Origin of the sequence: Hydrogenophaga sp. (assembly GCF_026125785.1) — a bacterium.
GTDB lineage: Bacteria > Pseudomonadota > Gammaproteobacteria > Burkholderiales > Burkholderiaceae_C > Hydrogenophaga.
In genome coordinates this window covers 1-22109 of the sequence record NZ_JAHCKL010000003.1, presented here as the reverse complement: position 1 = coordinate 22109, position 22109 = coordinate 1, and the positions used below count along the sequence as shown (strand labels likewise).

Here is a 22109-nt window from a genome sequence, read left to right as displayed (position 1 = left end):
ACAACGACATGAGCGAATGGACCCGGATCGCACGCCCAGACAGTGCGCTGTTTGACACCGAGCGCCTGCGCTCGCAATGGAATCGCCTGCACCTGGGAGATGCCGAACCCTGGCCGAAGGACCCGGCGCTGCAACAGGCCTGGCTGCTGTTCCACAACGGCGAATTCCAGCAGGCCGCGGAGGCCGGCCTGGCACTCGGTGACGCGGGCCTGAATGTGGCGAACAAGGCCACCTGCATACACGCCAGCTACGTGGAGCGCCGCGAATCCAGCCGGGAAGCGCTGCTCCTGGAGGCGGCAGCGCGCGCCGAAGGCCTTCAGCAGCGCCAGCCCGACAACCCTGGCGCCTGGTACTGGCAGGCCTACGCGCTCGGCCGCTATGGCCAGGGCATCAGCGTGGCCAAGGCTCTTACCCAGGGCCTGGGCGTGCGGGTGAAGACAGCGCTGGAGAACACGCTGAGACTGTGCCCGCAGCACGCGGACGCGCACCTGGCGCTGGCCAGTTTCCACGCAGAAGTCATCGACAAGGTTGGCCACCTCATCGGCAGCATGACCTATGGCGCGGACAAAGCCGCCGGCCTTGCGCTGTACGACAAGGCCATGTCGCTCAACCCGGACTCGGCGGTCACGCTGACCGAATGCGCCAACGGGCTGGTCATGCTCGAAGGCGAGCAACGGCTGGCCCAGGCCACCGCTCTGCTGGACCGCGCCGCCGCCATGGAGCCGCTGGACGCGATGGAGCGTCTCTACGTCGCGTCTGCCAAGGTGGCGCTGACGAACTGAAACTCTCTCAGGCGCTGGCCGCCAGGCCATCCACGGCCTGGAACATGGCCTGGCGCGCCTGCGCCACGATGCGCGCTTTCCATTCGTCCGTATCGACGTAGAAGGCGGCGAGGATGCGCTGCTTGATCTCAGCCCGCTGCGCTGGCGGCGCTTCGGGATGCAGGTGCAGCCAATGATCGGCGCGCAGGGCGTCGATCACCTCGGTCACGGGCACGGTGCCGTACTCCATGGCGATGCCGGTGTACTCGGCCTGCGGGCACTCCTCATAGGCGGCGCACCACATCAAGCCAGTCAGCAGCGCGGACGTGGAACTGCCGTCGTAGATGGAGGTGACCGGCGTCTGGCCGCCACCACCCCACCAGGCGCGCGCGCGGGCCAGGGCCTTGTCGTCGTCGCGGCAGGCGAAGATCCGTTCGCCCACCCCGCACTCGCCCAGGCCGGTGTGCAGGTCGATCCAGGCCAGATGGCGCGCGCTGCGGCCGTGCCGGCGCAACACCTGGCGCAGGGTCTGGTTGCTCCAGGTGGGTGCGGTGCCGCCGAAGAAAAGGCCATCGGGGTAGGCGTGCTGCCCTTGCGTGACGGCAGCCTGGAAACGTTGCAGACCGTGGGTCTGGACGTAGCTCTGGATCGCCGCCTGGTTGTCCGCGCCAGGCGGCCACTGGGCCGGCAACAACAGCCCGTGCAACTCGGCATAGGCGGCGTTGACGGGCAGCGGCTGGCTGAAATCCTGGAAGTTGCGGTTCAGGTCCACGTTTTCGTTGGTGACGCGGCGCATCCACGAAAACCCATGCGGGTTGAGTGCGTGGATGTAGAGCACCGCCACACCGGCCGCACGCGCATGCTCTCGCCACTCCGCGTCATGGGCGGCGAACACCTGAACACCGGTGCCGCAATAGCCCTCCACGCCATGGCAGGCGCTGCTCACGATCAGCAGACGCTGGGCATCGGGCGCGCCATCGAGCGCCACATCCATGGCCAGCGTCTCGCCATCGCGGCCGGGCAACGGGTGGTTGTGGCTGGAAATGGCCATGCCGGCGGCGGCAGCGCCTTCCAGGAAACGCACACGGGCCTGGGCATAGCTGGCGGAAAAACCATCCTGCGGCGCGATCATCGGACCACCTCCGCTGCAACGCGGGGTTGCCCCAGCCATTTCTCGGCCAGCCGCACCCAATAGGTCGCCCCAAGCGGGATCAGATCGTCGTTGAAGTCGTAGCTCGGGTTGTGCAGCATGCAGGGGCCGCCTCCATGCCCCATCTCGCGGTGCGCACCGTCGCCGTTGGCAATGAACACGTAGCTGCCCGGACGGGCCTGCAGCATGTAGGCAAAGTCTTCCGCGCCCATGGTGGGCTCCTGATCCACCACGCGCTCGGCACCCACGATCTCCGCCATGACCTCGCGTGCGAAAGCGGTCTCGGCGGCGTGGTTCACGGTGGGTGGGTAGTTGCGCTTGAAGCGGAATTCGCAGGTCGCGCCATAGGCCGCGCAGGTGTGCTCGGCGATCTCCTGCATGCGGCGTTCGATCAGGTCGAGCACCTCGTAGGTGAAGGTGCGCACGGTCCCCTGGATCTCGCAACTGTCGGGCACCACGTTGGTAGCCTCGCCGGTGTGGATCATGGTGACAGACACCACGCCCGCGTCCACCGGCTTCTTGTTGCGCGAGATGATGGTCTGGAAACCCATCACCATCTGGCAGGCCACCGGCACCGGATCGATGCCGTTGTGCGGCAGTGCCGCATGAGCACCCTTGCCCCGGATGACGATGTGGAATTCGTTGCTCGACGCCATCACCGGACCGGCACTGGCGGCAAAGGTGCCGGCCGGCAGTCCGGGCCAGTTGTGCATGCCAAACACCGCCTCGACCGGAAAGGTGTCGAACAGCCCGTCCTTGATCATCTCGCGTGCACCGCCGCCCCCCTCCTCCGCGGGCTGGAAGATGAGGTAGACCGTACCATCGAAGTTGCGGTGCCGCGCGAAATGCTGGGCCGCCGCCAGCAGCATCGCGGTGTGGCCGTCATGGCCGCAGGCGTGCATCTTGCCGGCGTGCTGGCTGGCGTGCGCAAAGTGGTTGTGCTCCTGCATCGGCAAGGCGTCCATGTCCGCGCGCAGCCCGATCGCGCGACCGCAGGCTCCGCCGTCACGGCCGTGCACGATGCCCACAACCCCCGTGGTGCCCATGCCCCGGTGCACCGGGATGCCCCATTCGGCCAGTTTGCCCGCCACCATGTCGGCGGTGCGAACCTCCTCGAAGCAGAGTTCCGGATGGGCGTGAATGTCTCGCCGCAGGGAGGCAATGCCAGCGGCCTGTGTGACGATGGAATCGATGAGTTTCATGGGCAACCCGAAGACAAAACGCCCATGGTAGCGAAGAGCGCCCGCGCGGGCGGCCACGGCGGCGACAGCCACCATGGCCTGGGGGATTTGGCCCAGCGGTCAGCGCCGGATGCGGCCGTCCTCGGTGAGCAGCGTGAGCTCGACGAAGCGGGAGCCGGTGTGCTTGTCGGGTCCGAAATCAAGGGGGAAGCCGCCCAGGTCCAGGTTGCGCATGCTCTGGATGGCGTTGATGAAGCCCTCTCGCGTCAGCGCTCGGCCGGCGCGCCCAAGAGCCTCCGTGAACACTTTGGCGGCGACGAAGCCCTCGATGCCCGAGTAGTTGGGTGCACGGCCTTGCTTGGCGCGCACCGCCGCCAGGTATTCACCGGAGATGCCCGTCACGGGCGTATAGGGAAATGGCATGACCTGGCTGACCACGACACCCTTGGCATCCGCGCCCAGCTCGTCGAGCAAGGCCTGGGTACCGACAAAGGACACGTTGTAGAAATTGCCCACGAAGCCGCGCTTGCGGGCTTCACGGATGAAGGCCGCACACGATTTGTAGGCACTGATCTGCACAATGGCTTCGGGTCGCTGGGCCATGATGTCGTCCACCGCCTTGGCCACATCCACCGTGTTGCGCTCCACGGTGCCCAGCGCCACCGGCGCCAGGTTCAGCGTCTTCAGTGCCCGGCTCACGCCCTCCAGACCGGCCTTGCCATAGGCGTCGTTCTGGTAGAACACCGCGATCTTGCGGATACCTGTGGCCGTGGTCTGGCGCACGATGGCGGCAGTTTCGTCGTAGTACGAGGCCCGTACATGGATGGCATAGCGGTTGAACGGATCGCGCAGCACCTCGGCGCCCGTGAAGGGCGCGAAGAAGGGGACCTTGGCCTCGCTGGCCAGAGGCAAGGCCACCACGCTGGTGGGTGTGCCGATATAACCGAACAGGGCAAACACACCTTCACCGATGAGTTGCCGGGTATTGGCGGCGCAGCGCTCAGGCTCGTAGCCATCGTCCAGGCGCCGCAACTCGATGCGACGGCCGTGGACCCCGCCTTTCTGGTTCACGCCTTCGAAGAACAGCTGTGCCCCCAGGTGAAACTGAAGCCCCAGTTGTTCGGCCGCACCGCTGAAGGGAGCGGACTGTCCGAGCACGATGCGGGTGTCGTTTAGTCCACTGGCCTGGGCGCTGGCCCGCGAGGGCAGCGCGCCCAGCGCCTGCAGACCGGCAACACGGCTGGCGTATGTCAGCAGGGTTCGACGTTGCATGGCGGGATGTCTCCTGTACTTGGCGGCATGGCGATCACCGGGTCGCAAGGGTACACCCGATAAACAATACCCATTGTTCCCAGAGCGCGGGTCGCCGCAAGCCCTCCTGTCGCGCCACTCCCTCCTTCGGGCGCCTCATGCCGGCCACCGGAGCCACCGGTCCGTCCGTATCATTGGCACAACCACCGAGCATCCCATGAACGCCAGCCCCGACTCCCCGGCACCTTCCTCCCTCGTCCAGGTGCGTGGTGCCTGCCCGCACGACTGCCCGGACACCTGCGCCCTGCTGACCACCGTGGAGGGCGGCGTGGCGGTGCGCGTGGCCGGCAACCCGGCACACCGCCACACCGACGGCGCCCTGTGCACCAAGGTGTCTCGCTACGCGGAGCGCACATACCACCCGCAACGCCTGCGGCAGCCGCTGCGCCGCACGGGTCCCAAGGGCAGCGGGCAGTTCGAACCGGTGGACTGGGACACGGCTTTGGACGACATCGCCTCGCACCTGCGCGCCATTGCCTCGCACGACCCGCAGGCCATCCTGCCCTACAGCTACGCAGGCACCATGGGGCAGGTACAGGGTGAAGCCATGGCGGCGCGTTTCTTCCATCGGCTCGGGGCGTCGCTGCTGGACCGAACCATCTGCGCCTCTGCCGGTGGCGAAGCCCTGGTGCAGACCCTGGGTGGCAAGGTCGGCATGAAGGTGGAGCATTTCGCCGATGCGCGGCTGATCCTGATCTGGGGCAGCAACTCCATCGGCAGCAACCTGCACTTCTGGCGCCTGGCGCAGCAGGCCAAGCGCAACGGTGCCAGGCTGGTCTGCATCGACCCGCGCCGCACCGAGACCGCCGACAAATGCCATGAACACATCGCCCTGCGACCGGGAACCGACGCCGCGCTGGCGCTGGCGCTCATGCACGAGCTGATCGTGCACGACTGGCTCGACCACGACTACATCGAGCGCCACACGCTGGGGTGGAACGCCCTCAGGGAGCGCGCGCTGCAATGGCCTCCTGAACGCGCGGCAACCGTCTGCGGCGTACCCGCCGAGCAGATCGTGGCGCTGGCGCGCGACTATGGCACCACGCGCCCGGCGGCCATCCGCTTGAACTACGGCATGCAACGCGTGCGGGGCGGCGGCAACGCGGTGCGGGCCATCGCCTGCCTGCCTGCCTTGGTGGGCGCCTGGCGCCATCCCTCTGGTGGCCTGCTCCTGTCGGCCTCCGGCCAGTTTCCTGTCCGACGGGCGGCCTTGCAGCGCCCCGACCTGCTGGCCGGCCGCAGTCCGCGCACGATCAACATGAGCACGATCGGCGACGACCTGCTGCGCCCCGCTTCGGCGGACTTTGGCCCGCGCATAGAAGCCCTGGTCGTCTACAACAGCAACCCTGTGGCAGTGGCGCCCGAGTCGGGCAAGGTGGTGCAAGGGTTCCAGCGCGAGGATCTTTTCACCGTGGTCCTGGAACACTTCCAGACCGATACCGCTGACTACGCGGACTACATCCTTCCCGCCACCACCCAGCTCGAACACTGGGACATCCACACCAGCTACGGCCACACCGATGTGCTGCTCAATCGCCCCGCCATCGAACCGGTGGGGCAATGCCGCAGCAACACCGACATCTTCCGCGCGCTGGCTGCACGCCTCGGTTTCGACGACCCCTGCTTCACGGAAGACGACCTGCAGCTGTGCCGCACGGCGTTTGGCGATACCGTGGACTTTCAGCAACTGCTCAACCAGGGCTTCGCTACGCTGCCCCTGCCGGCGGCCCCTTTTGCGCAAGGCGGCTTTCCCACCGCCTCCGGTCGCTGCGAGTTCTACAGCGACCGGCTGGCCGCGCAAGGCCTGGACGGCCTGCCCGACCACCTGCCCAACTTCGAAACGCCTGGTACCGACCCCCGCTATCCACTGGCCATGATCTCGCCGCCAGCACGCAACTTTCTCAACTCCAGCTTCGTCAACGTCAGCAGCCTGCGCGACATCGAAGGCGAGCCCCTGCTGGAAATCCACGCCGACGACGCCGGACCACGTGGCATCCAGGATGGGCAGATGGTGCGCGTGTTCAACGACCGGGGCGAATACCGCTGCAAGGCCAGCGTCTCCCGGCGTGCGCGCCAGGGCGTGGTCAACGGACTGGGCATCTGGTGGCGCAAACTCGGGCCCGACGGTACCAACGTGAACCAACTCACCAGCCAGCGCCTCACCGACATGGGACGCGGACCGGTGTTCTACGACTGCCTGGTCGACGTGGCGGGATTGCCCGCCCCTACGTGATGCGGCCACTGCGTCTGGCGCTGCTGATGCTGGCCTTGCTCGGCGCGGGCTGCTCCAGCACCACGGGCGCGGGCTACTACTGGCAGTCGGTCACGGGCCATCTGCGCCTGATGCAGGCCGCGCGTCCGGTCGAACAGTGGCTGGCCGACCCGCAGACCCCGGTGACGCTGAAAGAACGCCTTGAGCTGGCCCGGCGCATCCGCGCTTTCGCCGTGACGGCACTGGCCTTGCCGGACAACGCCAGCTACCACCGGTACGCCGATCTGCAGCGCCGCGCCGCGGTCTACAACGTGGTGGCCGCCCCAGCCTTGTCGCTCACCTTGCAGACGTGGTGCTTCCCGGTGGTGGGCTGCGTGGGCTACCGCGGCTACTTCGACGAGGGCGATGCACAGGCTTTCGCACGAAGCCTGGACCCTACGCTGGAGGTCGCGGTGTACCCCGTACCAGCCTACTCCACCCTGGGCTGGATGAACTGGGCCGGCGGCGATCCCTTGCTCAACACCTTCATCGGCTACCCGGAAGGCGAACTCGCGCGCATCGTCTTCCATGAACTGGCTCACCAGGTGGTCTATGCACGCAACGACACCGTGTTCAACGAATCCTTTGCCACCGCCGTCGAACGCCTGGGCGGGGAACGCTGGCTGCGCACCCAGGCCAGCCAGAAGGCCCGTGACGATTACGCCGTCTTCGATGAACGCCGCCGCGCGTTCCGGGCCCTCACGTTGTCCGTGCGCCAGCGCCTGCAGACGGTCTACGGCAACGCCACGCTCGACGACGAAGCCAAGCGGCAGCGCAAGCAAGCGGTGATGGGTGATTTCCGCCAGGCCTACGCCGGGCTGCGCGAACAGTGGGGCGGCTTCGCGGGATACGACGCCTTCGTCGCCCGGGCCAACAACGCCAGTTTCGCGGCACAGGCGGCTTACGACGAGTTGGTGCCGGGCTTTCTGGCGCTGTTCGAGCGTGAAGGCCAGGATTTCAACCGCTTCTATGATGCCGTTCAGGCCCTGGCCGACCGCCCCAAGGAAGAGCGGCAGGCGGCACTGAAGGCATTGGCCAACGCATTCACCCAGACGGCCCATCACGGGCCGCAACGCCCCTGAACCCAACCACCGAGGGATCCATGGCAGACATCCACATCAAGCGCGAACACCACCTGGGTCTCAGCGGCGCGCGCAAGCTGGCCTGGCGCTGGGCCGAACAGGCCGAGCAGGAGTTCGACATGAGCTGCACCTACGAGGAAGGCCAGACCGCGGACGAGGTGCAGTTCACCCGCTCCGGTGTGAACGGCACGCTGAAGGTCACGGCCGAGCGCTTCGAACTCGATGCCCGGCTGGGCTTTCTGCTGGGAGCGTTCAAGGAACGGATCGAAAGCGAGATCGTCAAGAACCTGGACACGCTGCTGGCGGCCAGGAAACCCGCCGCCAAAAAGAAGAAAGCCGGCTGAGCCGGCTGTGGTCAAGGCTCCAAAGCGCCGCCCGAGGCGGCGCCGGGCGTCTCACTGCAGGGACTCGATCAGATCGATGTACTGCTGCATCGCATCGTCGCCCGCGGTGCCCTTGAGACTGTTCCAGGCATCCCACTTGGCACGCCCCACCAGATCACCGAAGCCGGGCTTCTTTTCGGTGTTGTCACCGGTGGTCGCCTGCTTGTACAGGCCGTAGATTTTCAGCAGGGTGGTGTTATCGGGACGCTCGCTGAGCTTTTTCGACTGCGCCACGGCGGTTTCGAAACGGGACTTGAGATCGGCCATCGGGGAACTCCTCGGGGGTTGTGTGTCAGGCGGTCAAGGGCAAGACCTGCCTAGGGGTGTCCCGCTATCTTACGGTGCGGCCTCTCTGCACAATAGGCGCACCACCCCAAGAAAAGCCCACGCACCCCGTGCAGGCACTGAGGAGCACTCATGGTTCAACGCGCTGCCGCCGACCGCGGCTCCCCCGCCAGGCGGCCCGCACGGGTGCGGCCCTCCGGTCCTCAGGTGCTGGCGCGTACGCTGGGCTTCGAGGGCGAGCGCATGAGCAAGGTCGACACCGCCTGGCTGCGCATGGACTCGCCATCCAACCTCATGATGATCCTGGGCGTGTGGCTGCTTCGGCCCGGCATCACGCGAGCAGCGCTGAGCGAGCGCGTGCGCGAGCGCCTGCTGCCCTACCCGCGCTTTGTCCAGTTGGCCCGCGAAGACGCCACGGGTGCCCATTGGGTCGAGGACACGGATTTCCAACTGGAACGCCATGTGGTCAGCCATCGGCTGGCCAGGCGCCGCGGCCAGACAGCCCAGGCCGCTCTGCAGGCCCGGGTGGCCGAACTGGCCATGCAGCCGCTGGACCGCCGCCATCCGCTCTGGCAGCTTGAGCTCATCGAGGACCATGAGGGCGGTTCCGCGCTGATTGCCCGCATCCATCACTGCATCGCCGATGGCATCGCCCTCATCAGCGTGATGATGAGCCTGGTGGACGGTGGTGGCGCACCGCCCCAGAAACGGCACCGCCGATCCACCGCTGGTGGAGCGGAGGACTGGCTGGCGGACACCTTGATACGCCCCTTCGGCGACATCGCGGCGCGGGCCCTGGAGGCCGCAGGCGGCGGGGCGGCCCGCTCGCTGTCGATGCTTGCCACGCCGCAGAAGAGTCTGGGCAGCAGTCTGGGCCAGGCCATGGACGTGGCGCGCATGGGTGGGCAGCTCGCCAGTGACTTGGCCGCCCTGGCCCTCATGCCCGACGACTCCGCCACCCGCCTCAAGGGCCAGCCGGGGGCCACCAAGCGCGTGGCCTGGTGCCAGCCGATCGCGCTGGACGAGGTCAAGGCGATCGGCCGGGCGCTGAACTGCTCCGTCAATGACGTGCTGCTGGCCTGCGTGGCAGGTGCCATCGGCAACTACCTGCGCGCCCAGGGCGACGCCACGGAAGGTCAGGCCATCCGCGCCATGGTGCCGGTCAACCTGCGCCCGATGGAAGAAGCCTGGAAACTGGGCAACCGTTTCGGACTCGTGCCGCTGCTGCTGCCCATCGGCATCCTCAACCCGGTGGAAAGGGTGTTCACGGTCCGCGCCCGCATGAACGAACTCAAGGGCAGCCTGCAGCCGCTGCTGACCTTTGGACTGCTCTCGGTCGCCGGCCTGCTCATCAAGCCCGCGCAGGACGCCATGCTGCACCTCTTTGGCCGCAAGACGACCGCCGTGATGACCAATGTGCCGGGCCCCTCGACCAAGCTCAAGGTGTGCGGCGCCACGCTGGAGCAAACCATGTTCTGGGTGCCGCAGACCGGTACCGTCGGCCTCGGTGTCTCGGTTCTGAGCTATGGCGGCGGGGTACAGTTCGGCGTGATTGCCGACACCGCCCTGTGTCCGGATCCGCAGCGCATCATCGACGAGTTCGAGCCCGAGTTCGCCCGCCTGCTGACCGTGACCTTGATGCTGCCCTGGGGCGAGTCCGCAGCCAGCCCGTCTCGCCCGCCCCGGAAGTCCGGCTAGGGTTACCCCCAGGGTCCCTGGTCTTTCAGACTACCCTGGTCAGACGGCGATCGGCGATCTCCAGCAGTCCGTCAAAGATCAGGCTCTCCACCAGCTCCACGGAAGTGGTCATGCTCGGTGCCATCTTCCAGCCTGCACCACCGGTCATGATGCAAACCGGCTCCTCGCCGCAGTGGCGGCGCAGGTTGTTCACCATGCGGTCGACCGCGCCCGCGATCGCGAAGGTCCCGCCGCTGGTGAGCGCGTCGCTGGTGTTGGTGGGAAAGTCGCGCACATCGCCGGTAGGAACGTGCAGACCTGCCGTGCCCGATTCCAGGGCACGCAACATGATGCCGTGGCCCGGCAGAATGATGCCGCCGAGAAAACGGCCCTGGGAGTCGATGGCCTCGACGGTGACCGCCGTACCCACCATGACCACGATGCAGGGACGGACCTGCCCCCGCGCCAGCAGGCGCTGGCGAGCACCGATCATGGCAACCCAACGGTCCGAACCCAGACGGGCCGGGTGGTCGTAGCCGTTGACCAATCCGGCTTCGGCACTGCTGGACACGACCCACTGCGGGTTCACGTCCCACATCTCGAGCTGTTCTTCGACACGGCGCTTGACGGCATCCCCAGCAACCACGCAGCCGAGCACCCGGTCGGGCGCCGGCAGCGCCTGCCAATCGCCCTCTTCCAGGGATTCGATGTTCTCTAGGAACTGGGCACCGCTGGCGAGCAGCGATGCCCCGACATGGGGTGCGTCGTACAGGGCCCACTTGAGTCGGGTGTTCCCTACGTCCAGGGCCAGAAAAGTCATGCGTGGATTATCACCACGCGGGTCAAGCGGGAATGCTGCATCGCAACATGTCAGCCAGGCCCTGGCTCAGATCAGTCCAATCCAGCAGGCCCGCTGGACAGCCGCCAACTTGTTGTCGGTCTGCAGCTTGGCCATGGCGTTGGCCAAGTGGTAGTTCACCGTGCGCTCGGAACAATCCATGCGCTGCGCCGTCTCGCGGGCGGTCAGTCCCTCGAAAGCCAGGTTCAGGCTTTCGAGTTCGCGCGGGCTCAGGACCACGCGCTGCTCGGCAATGGACCTCCGCAGCATCGGCCAGACATTGAAAGCGGACCAAGCCAGCACAGCCGCCTCGGAGCGGTCGGCAAACGCCCTAGGGCTGAACATGAAGCACTCGAACGCCCGGCCGGCAGGCAGGCTGAATGCCACGCGCACCAGGGTCTGGTAGCCGTGGGCCAGCCACAGCCGACGCCAGCGACTCGATTGCTCGAAAGCCGATTTGGAAATATCCTGCCAGGCAACCAGCGGTGCGTCGCTGTCACGCCAGCCCGCCCCGAAGTCGGGACTTTCAGCCAGCGCTTGCCCCGGTCCCAGCAGCCGGGGCGGATGCACCGCCAACACCTCGCGCTGGTCACGGCCTCCCACAGGATCGGGGCCCAATACCAGCACTGCTTCCACGCCTTGCTCCCGCAAAGCACACAGCCAGTCGGCCAGAATGCCATCCAGGCCAATACTGTCAAAGTTGACAGGCAACGTCATGGCTTGCAACACCCTGTTGCATAGACAATGCCAACTGGGTCAGGATTGTTGGAGTCAAGCGCGGCAGGTGTCCGGCGAACGAAGGAGTGCATATTGTCTTTGGACCGGTTGTGGATGGTCAGCGCCAGAGCCCGACTCTGGCGTTGGCTGCTGGACGAAGTCGTCCACGCCCCCATAGAGCCTATTCTGCACCCTTCCCGGGGCCGCCTGTTGTGGATTGGTGTTTTCACCTTCTGCGGGCATGCCCTCATCTATGCCACCTGGGCCTTCCTGCTGCCCCAGCCTTACGAGAACCCCTGGGCTCGCCTGTTCATGGCGCTGCTGGCCCTGATCTATGTGTTGCCCAAGACCACCCGCGACCCCACGTCCACCGAGGCGGGCCGGCTGTTCACCGCCGCCACCTGGATACAGCTGCCCTGGTTCTTCACCTGGATGTACTGGATGAATGGTGGCAACACCGTGTGGCTGGCCAGCGTGTCCATCATGATCCTGATCTACTACCACGCCACCGACTGGCGGCTGGCCACCATCGGCCTGATCACTGGCGGCACCGCGGGTTGGCTCACCGCCGAGATCAATGGCGGTACCACCCACCCCTTCGAGGAACCCATGGCCAATGTGGTGGTGATCGGCTTTGCCTGGATCATGGGCTTGATGCTGGGCTTCTCCAGCGCCAACCTGCGCCGTGCGCGGCTGCTCAACACCTTGAGCACCATGGGCGTGATGGCGCATGAGCTGCGCACGCCGCTGGCCACCGTCAACCTCATGGGCGACGTGCTGCGCAACCTGGTTCAGCACGAGGTCCCGGAGGCCAAGCGCAAGAAGCTGGAGGAACTGGCCACCCGCCTGCAGAACCTGGTGCGCAGCATGAACCGGCAGATCGACACCCAGATCTCGAACGCCCAACTCATGCGACTGCCTCGGGAGCAGTCGACGATCATGGCCGCTGAACTCGTGCAGGAGGTGGTGAGTCAGTACCCCTACCGCTCCTCGCGGGAGCGCGACTGCGTGCAGGTCCACATTCAGCACGACTTCTGTTTCCTGGCGTCACGCCCCCTGTTTGCCCAGGTTCTGACCAATCTGCTGAAAAATGCCTTGCATGCCCTGGCTGCCGCGAGCAACGCGCCCAGCCCGGGCGACCTCAGGGTGGATGTGGGCATCCACCATGGCAAAGGCCGCATCGCGGTGTCCGACGATGGCATAGGCATCACCCACGAGCAACAGCAACGCATCTTCGAACCCTTCTTCTCCACCCAGGCCGGCGCGGGCAACGGCCTGGGACTGACCTTCTGCAAAAACGTGGTGGAGGCCGCCCATGGCCGGCTCAGCGTGCATTCCGAACCCGGACTCGGAGCGGTCTTCATGATCGATCTGCCGCTGAACAACCCCGCCGACCCGACCGCCGTTGCGCAAGGCTGAAGACGACATGGCACTGACGATATCCCTCTTCCACCGCCCAGGCAGCATCCTGTTCCTGGACGACGACACCGACTACCTGGAGATGCTGGGCATGGTGATACCGGCCCACTGGCAGGTGGAGCTTTACTCGCGCCCGTCGGGCTTCTTCACCCGCATGCAGAACGAGCCTGCCCGCTGGGAAGCCGATGCGATGACCCAGTTGCAGATGATCGAACGCTGGCGGCAAGGGCAGCCCCTGCTGCCCCAGGTGCTGCGCTACTGGGCCATCAATGCATCCCGCTACGAGCTGGCCCAGACCTGCGTGGTGGACTACGCCATGCCCGGCACAGACGGGCTCAAGGTGCTCAACACCCTGCTGGACTGGCCCGGCTCGCGGGTCCTGCTCACCGGCCAGGCCGATGAGCAGATCGCGATCCAGGCTTTCAACAATGGGCTGATCGACCAGTTCGTACCCAAGCAGACCACCGACATCACCCGCCACCTGCTCGGCGTCTTGCGCAAGCTGTCGCAAACGCCGCACCCACGGCTGAACACCCTGTGGCGCGCCGCCCTGCACCCGGCCCAACAGTCCATGCTGCAGATACCGTCGGTGGCCCAGGCCCTGCGCGCCTACACCGAGCAGCACTGGGTGGAATACGTGGTGCTGGGGGAACCCTTCGGCCTGATCGGCCTGGATTCAGGTGGCCAATGCCACTGGCTGCAACTCGAACCCACGTCCAGCCTCCCGGACCTGGCTGAACTTGCCGGCTCCGCCGGCCTGGGATTTGACACGGTAAGGGCCATCCGTGCCGGACAGCGGCTGGCGGCCGTGGAGCTGCATCAGCAGATGGGTTTGCGCGGCCCGGTACGCACCGCAGTCTCTTTCCCCATCGGGGATGATGGCGTGCTCACCGCGGCCGTGTTCACCCTGGGCGCGGACGATCTGCCACAACCCATCTACCCCTACCGGCACTTCCTGGAAGCCCAGGGTGGCCGTCAGGTGCACGACGCCTGACGGTTGCCGATCCCAGGCCGCTCAGGCGGCCTCAAGCTCCAGAGCGCTGCCCGCCTGGACGCGCGCACGGCGGGCGCATGGCCAATCCCAGGGCTTGACGATGGGTGCGATCTCGCGCGCCACCGCCTCCAGGTGAAGCAACTCCGCCTCGGTCAGGGCCGCATTGAGCGTCAGGCGCACCAGCGCACGCTTGCTGCTCGTGGCCGGCGCGCAGAAGATGGCACCAAACACGCCCCTGGCTTCCAGTTCGTCGCGCAGGCGCATGGTATCGGGCTCGGTGCCCGCTTCCAGGGCAATGATCTGCTCGGTCCCGTGGTGAATGGGATAACCCAGGCCGCTGAGGGTCTTGCGCACGCGACGGGTGATCGCCTTGAGGCGCTCCCGTTCCGCATCGGCCTTGCGCAGCACCTCGACGGTGGCGCGCAGACCCGCGATCTCATTGGGCAGCAGGCAGGAGCTGAAGATGTTGGGGAAGCTGGTGCTCAGGATGTAGTACCGCATGCTGGCAGGCGCGGTGAAGAAGCCCGCACGACCGGCAACAGACTTGGCCAGGCTCGCCGAAATGAAATGCACGCGGTGTGTGAGTCCCAGCTCAGCGCAGAGGCCTCCGCCTGACGGCCCATGGGTGCCCAGGGAGTGCGACTCGTCCACCAGGATCATCGCCCCGTGCTTTTCCACGACCTCGATCATTTCTTCCAACGGGCAGACCGAGCCCGTGGTGCTGTAGACGGAATCCACCACCACCACGCCCGGGCCGTTCTTGGTCATCATCTTGTCGAGATGAACCGGGTCGTTGTGCCGGAAGGCAAAGGCCGGCGCCCGCGCCGCATGGGCGCCTTCCCAGAGGGAGGCGTGGGCCTGGGTGTCCAGGTACACCGGCGTGTTGGCGTCGGCAATCGACTGCAGCAGACCCACATTGGCGGTGTAACCGGACTGGCACAGGAAGGCATCTTCCTTGCCCACCCAGTCGGCGAGCGCCATTTCCAGGGCCCGGGTGGGGTGCTGCTGGAGCAGAAACACACCCGACTGGACAACGAACTCGTTGCTGCGGGTCAGGGCGTCGACCTGGGCAGCGACGATGTCGGGGTGCCCGGTGACGGCCAGGTAGTCGTTGCCATCCAGGCGGACGGCGTTCGGCCCCGGCGCGGAACCGTGCAGCACGAACTTGCCTCCCCAAGGGCCATCCCAACGCGGCTTGAAGTCGCGTTCGATGCGTTGGCGCAACGCGGCGGACAGCGTCGGCTCCTTCGAGGCGGCTTCCCTGACCAGTTCCAACGTTCCCATGGAGTTCTCCTTGCCGGATAGAAAACCCCATTGAAAAAAGAAATCCGTGAAAAATTGCACGGACCCTGTCAGGGTTGACAGGGGCTGTGAACCTTTCGACTCAAGTTTCGGTCGTTTTGTCCGATAAGCGGCGACGCAAAAATGCGACAGCCGCTCCGTGACATATGTCTCAGTTCTGCCGCCAGGGCATGCCGCGGTAGCGCCAGCCGCCCTTACGACCCCGCTGGGCGTTCGCGTCCGGGTCGCCTTCGAAGCCCTCCAGGATGTTGTAGGCCTCGAGTCCGAGTTCGGTGGCCCGTTTGGCGGCGGCGATCGAGCGCACACCGCTGCGGCACAGCAGAACCAGCTTGCGGCCTTGCGCCGCCGCCTGGATCTGGCGGTCGAAATCCGGGTTCATGGCCATGCCGGGCCACTGCTTCCAGGCAACACCCACCGCCCCGGGGACGAAACCGACCCATTCGCGCTCCGCGTCGGTGCGCACATCCACCATCACCGCCTCGCCGGACTGCACCCACTGCCAGGCCAGCGCGGCCGAGACGTCACCCGCGTAGCTGCCCTGGTGGGCGCCGGTCGGGGGCGATGGCTGCAGCAGAAGAACCCCATCGGCATCGTGGCGCAGGCCCGAACTGAGGTTGGCGGGTACCGCTTCGTCGATGCGCCTGGGCTTGGGCAATTGAAGGGTGTCCATGATGGCCACGAACTCGGCCTCGGTCTTGCCCGCCACCCGGGCATTGGTGGCCTTTTCCTGACCGATGCTGGAGTGCGTGCGCCCCTGGTAGTCGTGGCCCGGCCAGACCGTGGTGCCGTCGGGCAGGCTGAACAGCACCTGCGTCAGGCTGCGGTAGAGGTCGCGCGCGCTGCCAGACTGGAAGTCTGTGCGGCCGCAGCCGTTGATGAGCAGGGTATCGCCGGTGAAGACGTGGTCGCGCCAGACAAAGCTCATGCTGCCCGCCGTGTGGCCGGGCGTGTGCAACGCGAGCAGGCTTTCTGCCCCGAAGTTCAGCGTATCGCCGTGCTTCAGTTGCACACCAGCGGTCCCGATCCCGCAACCCTGCGGTGCCGCGGTCCGGGCGCCTGCGAGTTCGGCCAGCCGCCCCGCACTGGTGATGTGGTCGGCATGGGCGTGGGTCTCCACGGTCCACACCAGCTTGAGCCCGTACTCCTGCAGCTTGGCCAGATCGCGCTCGATCTGCTCGTCCACCGGATCGATGATGACCGCCTCCCGGCTCTGCTGGTCGAACAGCACATAGGTATAGGTGCTGGAAGCGGGGTCGAACAACTGGATGGGTTGCATCGGAGGGCTCCTGTCAGGCAAAGCGGGCCAGCATGTCGGCCACATCGTCGGGCGGCACCTCTCCCTGGGCCATGACGCAGCCCACCAGGGCGTAGAACGTCTTGTCCAGCGCCTTGCGGGCGGCAGCGAGCTGTTGGGCAACCTTTTCGCAGTCCGCGTCGGACTCGATGAGTTTCTGGATGCCGCGCAATTGGCCCTCGGCCCGCTTGAGACGCAGCAGGAGCGCGCGTTTGCGCTCGGGGTCGGTGACGGTGGTCATGTCATTGGTCCTGTGATGGGCGTATACCCCATGAAGTATTTTAGGTTCCTGGCGCCGCCCATGATGAAAACCTGCGTATTCGCCAGGGCTGGAGATTGTCCGACCGGCAGTGGTTCCAGCGTCCGAGCCGCTCCGGCCGGCCCCGCGACGACACCAGGCACGCCTTCCGTCACCAAGATGACCTCCGGTCGGTGAAAACCCTGCGCAGCGAGGCAGAAGCAGGGGCGCATCATCGAAAGCCCTACAACCTGAACTGGAGACAACCGATGACCGAGAAATCCGCTGCCACTTCTCGCCGGGGCATGCTCAAGGGCGCCGCCGTCGCGGCCGGTACCCTGTCCGTGCCGATGATCGCCACGGCCCAGACCACTTCCCTGCGCTTCCAGAGCACCTGGCCGGCGAAGGATATCTTCCACGAGTACGCTAACGACTTCGCCAAGAAGGTCAACGACATGGCGGGCGGACGGTTGAAGATCGAGGTGCTGCCGGCGGGCTCGGTCGTCCCGGCCTTCCAGTTGCTCGAGGCCGTTGCCAAGGGCACGCTGGACGGGGGTCACGGCGTGGTGGCCTACCACTATGGCAAGAACTCGGCTCTGGCGCTCTGGGGCTCCGGCCCGGCCTACGGCATGGACCCCAACATGGTGCTGGCATGGCACTACTACGGCGGCGGCAAGGCCCTGCTCGAAGAGATTTACGGCAGCCTCAACCTGGACGTGGTGTCCTACCTGTACGGCCCCATGCCGACGCAGCCTCTGGGCTGGTTCAAGAAGCCGGTGGCCAAGGTGGCCGACATGAAGGGCCTGAAGTTCCGTACCGTTGGCCTGGCCGTGGACGTCTTCACCAAGATGGGGACCGCCGTCAACCCGCTGCCGGGTGGCGAGATCGTGCCGGCGCTCGACCGGGGTCTGATCGACGCAGCGGAGTTCAACAACGCCTCCAGCGACCGGGTACTGGGCTTCCCCGACGTCACCAAAAACTGCATGCTGCAGAGCTTCCACCAGAGCGGCGAACAGTTCGAGATCCTGTTCAACAAGGGCAAGCTCAATGCGCTGCCGGCCGAGCTCAAGGCTGTTGTGGACTACGCCGTTCAAGCCGCCAGCGCGGACATGAGCTGGAAGGCCATTCAGCGCAACTCGCAGGACTACATCGAGCTCAAGAAGGCCGGCGTGAAGTTCTACAAGACGCCTGACGCGATCCTGCGGGCACAGCTCGCCGCATGGGACGAGACCATCGCCGAGAAGGCCAAGACCAACCCGCTCTTCCAGAAGGTGCTGGATTCGCAGAAGGCATTCGCCGGCCGTGCCGGCCAGTGGCAGAACGACTACATGGTCGATTTCAAGATGGCCTACAACCACTACTTCGGCCGCGGCGCCAAGAAGAGCTGACGCCGACCTGAACCCAAGGGGCGCCTGGAGGCGCCCCTTTCTGTTGGGAGTTCCGATGCAGAAATTTCTCCTGGCGGTCGACGGCCTGTCGACCTGGGTGGGCAAGGTTTGCGCCTGGTCCGTGGTCGTGCTCACGCTGCTGATCAGTTGGGAAGTGTTTTCCCGCTATGCCCTGAACAAGCCACACGGTTGGGTGCTCGACGCCCAGATCATGTTGTATGGCGTACTGTTCATGATGGCAGGCGCCTACACCCTGGCCAAGAACGGCCATGTGCGTGGCGACGTGCTGTACGGCTTTTTTCGGCCACGCACCCAGGCCGCGATCGATCTGGTGCTCTACGTGGTTTTCTTCCTGCCCGGCATCATCGCCATGACCTGGGCGGGCTGGACCTTCGCCAACGAGTCGCTGGCGATCCGGGAGCAGACCTTCAACGCCGACCCCCTGCCGATCTACCCGTTCAAGTTTGTCGTGCCTGTTGCCGGTGCGGCGCTGCTGCTGCAGGGCCTGGTGGAGATCGTGCGTTGCGTGCTCTGTCTGCGGGAAGGCCAATGGCCCAGGCGCGAGGAGGACGTGGAAGAGGTCGATGTCGAAAAACTCAAGGAAATGGTGCACGTCAAGGACAAGGACATTGAAGACCTTGACCAGTTGATCACCAGGAAAGGAGGCCAGCCATGACCGTCCGCAAGGAACTCTGGTTCGGCTTCGGTCTCATGGCGCTGATCCTGGCCGGCGCAGTCTGGATGGTGGCCAGCGCCCCCACCATGACCAATGGGCACTATGGCCTGCTCATGCTCTCGCTGGTGGTGGTCGCGATCATGCTGGGTTTCCCCACCGCCTTCACCCTCATGGGCATGGGCATGCTGTTCGCCTTCTTCGCCTACCACTCCGGTGGACAGACTTCGGCCGGTGCCGTGAGGCAGACACTGGACCTGATGGTGCAACGCACCTTCTCGGTCATGGGCAACGACGTGCTGATTTCGATTCCACTGTTCGTGTTCATGGGCTACCTGGTCGAGCGCGCCAACCTGATCGACAAGCTGTTCCGCAGCCTGCACCTGGCCCTGGCGCGCGTCCCTGGATCGTTGGCCGTGGCCACGCTGGTCACCTGCGCGGTGTTCGCCACCGCCACCGGCATCGTCGGCGCCGTGGTCACTCTCATGGGTCTGCTGGCCATGCCGCAGATGCTGCGCGCCGGCTACGACGTGCGTCTGACCGCGGGTGCCATCACGGCCGGCGGCTGCCTGGGCATCCTGATACCGCCCTCGGTGCTGCTCATCGTCTACGGCGCCACCGCTGGCGTGTCCGTGGTGCAGTTGTACGCAGGCGCTTTTTTCCCCGGGATCATGCTGGCGGGCCTGTACATCGTCTACGTGATCCTCATGGCCAAGCTCAAGCCGGCCTGGGCGCCACCGCTGAGCGCGCAGCAGCGCCTGGTCCCGCTGCCGCCGCGGTTGCAGCAGCTTGGTGCACGGGGCGAAGCCTGGGCGCCAGCCAGCCTCCTGCGTGCCCTCAAGGGGCGCAAGAACCACCACGTGCCCACGGGCTACATGTTGCGCCAGTTGGCCGTCGTGGCCCTGCCTGCGGTACTGTTCGCCGTGGTGGCCCTGAGCACCTACCAGGGGCTGACGCAGGTCAAGGTGGAAGAGACCTACGCAGAGCTGACCTCGCTCAACGACGCCCGCGAGGAGGTATCCAACGAAGGCGGACTGGCCGAACCGGAAGACGTGGATGAGGCCTCCGAGGGCCTGGCGGAACCGCCTGGCGACGAAGAGACCGCAGGTGAAGTGGCCGAACCGCCTGGAGCGGACGAACCGACGGACGCGGCGAAGACCGAAGAGGCGGCCTCGGACAGCGTGGCCCTTCCACCCGGGGCCGGCGAGGGCGCGGCAACCACCGCCGAGGCCACGACCCAGCCCGCCCCCATCGGCTACTGGGTCGGACTGGGCGCTGGCGCCTTGTGCCTGGTGCTGTTCTACGCCCTGCTCAGCCATGCGCGCCTGGAAGTGTTCAAGATGCTGCTCTCCAGCTTCTTTCCGCTGCTGGTGCTGATCCTGGCGGTGCTGGGCTCCATCGTGTTCGGCCTGGCCACCCCCACCGAAGCGGCGGCCGTGGGTGCGCTCGGCGGGTTCCTGCTGGCCGCGGCCTACCGGCAGTTGACCGTCGACGTGGTCAAGGAAAGCGTCTTCCTCACCGCCAAGACCAGCGCCATGGTGTGCTGGCTGTTCGTCGGGTCGGCCATCTTCTCAGCCGCTTTCGCGCTGCTGGGCGGTCAGGCCCTGGTGGAGGAGTGGGTGCTGGGCATGAACCTGAGCAAGACGGAGTTCCTGATCCTGAGCCAGGTCATCATCTTCATCCTGGGCTGGCCTCTGGAATGGACCGAGATCATCGTGATCTTCATGCCCATCTTCATCCCGCTGCTGGACAACTTCGGTGTCGATCCACTGTTCTTCGGACTGCTGGTGGCCCTGAACCTGCAGACCGCGTTCCTCAGCCCACCGGTGGCCATGAGCGCGTTCTACCTCAAGGGCGTGGCCCCCAAGCACGTCACGCTGAACCAGATCTTCGCCGGCATGCTGCCTTTCATGGGCATCCAGATCCTGGCCATCGTGCTGCTGTACATGTTCCCGCAGATTGGTCTGTGGCTGCCGGAGGTGCTTTACCGCTGATCCGTCTTCCCTGGGCAAAACCCTGAAGGGGCGCCGGGTCGCCCCTTTTTTTCGTCCATTGGGGTTAACATTACGTTTACGTAAACGTCAATCATCATGCGACGGACGATGGCCGCCCGCGTTGTGGCCCGCAAAGCGCCTGGAGACACCATGCCCCGCTCCCCCGACACCGCATTGCCTTTTCCCGCCTCCGCCCTGCGCGCCGGCAAGGCAGGTCCCTGGCGTGACTGGCAGGTAGCACCCGGCACCCAGGTGACGCTGAGCTCCCTCGACCCCGCGGCGAAACCGTTTTCCGGCGGCAACAAGGCCGCCGACCAGGCCGCCGTGCAGTCCATCGCGGAAGAACTCGACCGCCTTCAGGACCTGTTCTATGCGGATGCCCGCTACAAGCTGCTGGTGGTTCTGCAAGGCACCGACACCTCCGGCAAGGACGGTACTGTGCGTGGTGTGTTCTCCCGCACCAGCCCGCTGGGTGTGCACACGGTGGGATGGAAGGCCCCCACCGAAGTGGAACGCGACCACGACTACCTCTGGCGCATCCACCAGCAGATGCCAGGCGCGGGCGAGATCATGGTGTTCAACCGCAGCCACTATGAAGACGTGCTGGTGCCCGTGGTCAATCGCTGGATCACCCCTGCACAGACCCGGCAGCGCTACGCCCACATCCGGGACTTCGAGCGCCTGCTGGCCGAAACCGGTACCGTGGTCCTCAAATTCATGCTGCACATCGACGCCGAGGAACAGCGCCAGCGCCTGCAGGAACGCATTGACGACCCGACCAAGCACTGGAAATTCAGCCTGGGCGATCTGGAAGTGCGCAAGCAGTGGAACGACTACCAGCGCGCCTACGAGACCCTGCTGCAGGAAACGAGCACCCCCTGGGCACCCTGGAACGTCGTGCCCGCGAACTCCAAAACCCACCGCAACCTGATGATCGCCACCGTCGTGCGCGACACGCTGCGCGCCCTCAAGCTGCGCTACCCGCCCGACGATCCGGCACTCGCGGGCCTGCGCGTCAAATGATCCTTTTCAAGTGAGCACCCCATGACCGACCTATCCGCAGAGTACCAAGCGCTGGCGAGCTACAAGCCACGGCAGAAGGTGAGGTTCGTGACGGCGGCGAGCCTGTTCGACGGGCACGACGCGGCGATCAACATCATGCGACGCATCT

General features: G+C 65.9%; 20 protein-coding genes and 1 pseudogene. 11 read left to right on the top strand and 10 right to left on the bottom strand.

Annotated features, from left to right (window positions below; all coding sequences use genetic code 11):
* Nucleotides 1-8 precede the first annotated feature (8 nt).
* Entirely contained in the window at nt 9-782 is a 774-nt protein-coding gene (locus KIT53_RS04085; RefSeq protein ID WP_297748067.1) for a hypothetical protein, read from the top strand.
* A 7-nt stretch (nt 783-789) separates the two neighbouring features.
* Here KIT53_RS04085 and KIT53_RS04080 read toward each other — a convergent pair whose 3' ends face one another.
* The 3 genes from KIT53_RS04080 to KIT53_RS04070 form a co-directional block, all read right to left on the bottom strand.
* Complete coding sequence (locus KIT53_RS04080; protein ID WP_297748064.1) at nt 790-1893, bottom strand: M14 family metallopeptidase; 1104 nt, start codon at nt 1891-1893, stop codon at nt 790-792.
* Nucleotides 1890-3113 (bottom strand): M20 aminoacylase family protein, encoded by a 1224-nt coding sequence (locus KIT53_RS04075; protein ID WP_297748061.1) that lies wholly within the window; start codon nt 3111-3113, stop codon nt 1890-1892. Before KIT53_RS04075 ends, KIT53_RS04080 begins: the two co-directional genes overlap by 4 nt.
* Nucleotides 3114-3212: 99 nt before the next feature.
* The gene (locus KIT53_RS04070) at nt 3213-4364 is read right to left on the bottom strand and encodes an ABC transporter substrate-binding protein (RefSeq protein ID WP_297748058.1); all 1152 of its coding nucleotides are present in this window, start codon (nt 4362-4364) and stop codon (nt 3213-3215) included.
* A 196-nt stretch (nt 4365-4560) separates the two neighbouring features.
* Here KIT53_RS04070 and KIT53_RS04065 point away from each other — a divergent pair, with 196 nt between their 5' ends.
* The 3 genes from KIT53_RS04065 to KIT53_RS04055 are packed head-to-tail and all read left to right on the top strand — an operon-like array spanning nt 4561 to nt 8080.
* Entirely contained in the window at nt 4561-6636 is a 2076-nt protein-coding gene (locus tag KIT53_RS04065) for a molybdopterin oxidoreductase family protein (RefSeq protein ID WP_297748055.1), read from the top strand.
* Nucleotides 6636-7736 (top strand): aminopeptidase, encoded by a 1101-nt coding sequence (locus KIT53_RS04060; protein ID WP_297748052.1) that lies wholly within the window; start codon nt 6636-6638, stop codon nt 7734-7736. The genes KIT53_RS04065 and KIT53_RS04060 overlap by 1 nt, the downstream gene beginning before the upstream one ends.
* Before the next feature lie 20 nt (nt 7737-7756).
* Nucleotides 7757-8080, top strand: a complete 324-nt coding sequence (locus tag KIT53_RS04055) for a polyhydroxyalkanoic acid system family protein (protein ID WP_297748050.1) — start codon at nt 7757-7759, stop codon at nt 8078-8080.
* 51 nt (nt 8081-8131) lie between these two features.
* Here KIT53_RS04055 and KIT53_RS04050 read toward each other — a convergent pair whose 3' ends face one another.
* Nucleotides 8132-8386, bottom strand: a complete 255-nt coding sequence (locus tag KIT53_RS04050) for an acyl-CoA-binding protein (protein ID WP_297748047.1) — start codon at nt 8384-8386, stop codon at nt 8132-8134.
* Between the two features lie 261 nt (nt 8387-8647).
* Here KIT53_RS04050 and KIT53_RS04045 point away from each other — a divergent pair, with 261 nt between their 5' ends.
* Nucleotides 8648-10102, top strand: a complete 1455-nt coding sequence (locus tag KIT53_RS04045) for a wax ester/triacylglycerol synthase family O-acyltransferase (protein ID WP_297748943.1) — start codon at nt 8648-8650, stop codon at nt 10100-10102.
* 25 nt (nt 10103-10127) lie between these two features.
* Here the strand turns inward: KIT53_RS04045 and KIT53_RS04040 are convergent, their stop codons facing one another.
* Nucleotides 10128-10901 carry a type III pantothenate kinase gene (locus tag KIT53_RS04040; RefSeq protein WP_297748044.1) on the bottom strand — a complete coding sequence of 258 codons (774 nt, stop codon included), beginning with the start codon at nt 10899-10901 and terminating at the stop codon, nt 10128-10130.
* A gap of 66 nt (nt 10902-10967) precedes the next feature.
* Nucleotides 10968-11636, bottom strand: coding sequence for a helix-turn-helix transcriptional regulator (locus KIT53_RS04035; protein WP_297748041.1), 669 nt, complete (start codon nt 11634-11636; stop codon nt 10968-10970).
* Nucleotides 11637-11750: 114 nt separating this feature from the next.
* Between KIT53_RS04035 and KIT53_RS04030 the strand changes: the two genes are divergently transcribed.
* Nucleotides 11751-13055 carry a HAMP domain-containing sensor histidine kinase gene (locus KIT53_RS04030; protein ID WP_297748038.1) on the top strand — a complete coding sequence of 435 codons (1305 nt, stop codon included), beginning with the start codon at nt 11751-11753 and terminating at the stop codon, nt 13053-13055.
* 7 nt (nt 13056-13062) lie between these two features.
* Nucleotides 13063-14049: a response regulator gene (locus tag KIT53_RS04025; RefSeq protein ID WP_297748035.1), complete on the top strand. Its 987-nt coding sequence runs from the start codon at nt 13063-13065 to the stop codon at nt 14047-14049.
* Nucleotides 14050-14070: 21 nt separating this feature from the next.
* Here the strand turns inward: KIT53_RS04025 and cqsA are convergent, their stop codons facing one another.
* From cqsA to KIT53_RS04005, 4 genes and pseudogenes are all read right to left on the bottom strand, one after another.
* Nucleotides 14071-15333: an alpha-hydroxyketone-type quorum-sensing autoinducer synthase gene (cqsA, locus tag KIT53_RS04020; protein ID WP_297748032.1), complete on the bottom strand. Its 1263-nt coding sequence runs from the start codon at nt 15331-15333 to the stop codon at nt 14071-14073.
* A gap of 169 nt (nt 15334-15502) precedes the next feature.
* Complete coding sequence (locus KIT53_RS04015) at nt 15503-15925, bottom strand: rhodanese-like domain-containing protein (protein ID WP_297748940.1); 423 nt, start codon at nt 15923-15925, stop codon at nt 15503-15505.
* 201 nt (nt 15926-16126) lie between these two features.
* A pseudogene (locus tag KIT53_RS20260) lies at nt 16127-16627 on the bottom strand (MBL fold metallo-hydrolase); the annotation flags it as partial.
* 13 nt (nt 16628-16640) lie between these two features.
* Nucleotides 16641-16886 (bottom strand): metal-sensitive transcriptional regulator, encoded by a 246-nt coding sequence (locus tag KIT53_RS04005; protein ID WP_297748029.1) that lies wholly within the window; start codon nt 16884-16886, stop codon nt 16641-16643.
* Between the two features lie 266 nt (nt 16887-17152).
* Here KIT53_RS04005 and KIT53_RS04000 point away from each other — a divergent pair, with 266 nt between their 5' ends.
* The 4 genes from KIT53_RS04000 (at nt 17153) to KIT53_RS03985 (ending at nt 21961) form a co-directional block, all read left to right on the top strand.
* Entirely contained in the window at nt 17153-18271 is a 1119-nt protein-coding gene (locus tag KIT53_RS04000; protein ID WP_297748026.1) for a TRAP transporter substrate-binding protein, read from the top strand.
* A 55-nt stretch (nt 18272-18326) separates the two neighbouring features.
* Nucleotides 18327-18947 (top strand): TRAP transporter small permease subunit, encoded by a 621-nt coding sequence (locus tag KIT53_RS03995; protein WP_297748021.1) that lies wholly within the window; start codon nt 18327-18329, stop codon nt 18945-18947.
* Nucleotides 18944-20938, top strand: a complete 1995-nt coding sequence (locus tag KIT53_RS03990) for a TRAP transporter large permease subunit (RefSeq protein WP_297748018.1) — start codon at nt 18944-18946, stop codon at nt 20936-20938. The genes KIT53_RS03995 and KIT53_RS03990 overlap by 4 nt, the downstream gene beginning before the upstream one ends.
* A gap of 150 nt (nt 20939-21088) precedes the next feature.
* Nucleotides 21089-21961, top strand: coding sequence for a PPK2 family polyphosphate kinase (locus KIT53_RS03985; protein WP_297748013.1), 873 nt, complete (start codon nt 21089-21091; stop codon nt 21959-21961).
* The last annotated feature ends 148 nt before the right edge of the window (nt 21962-22109 follow it).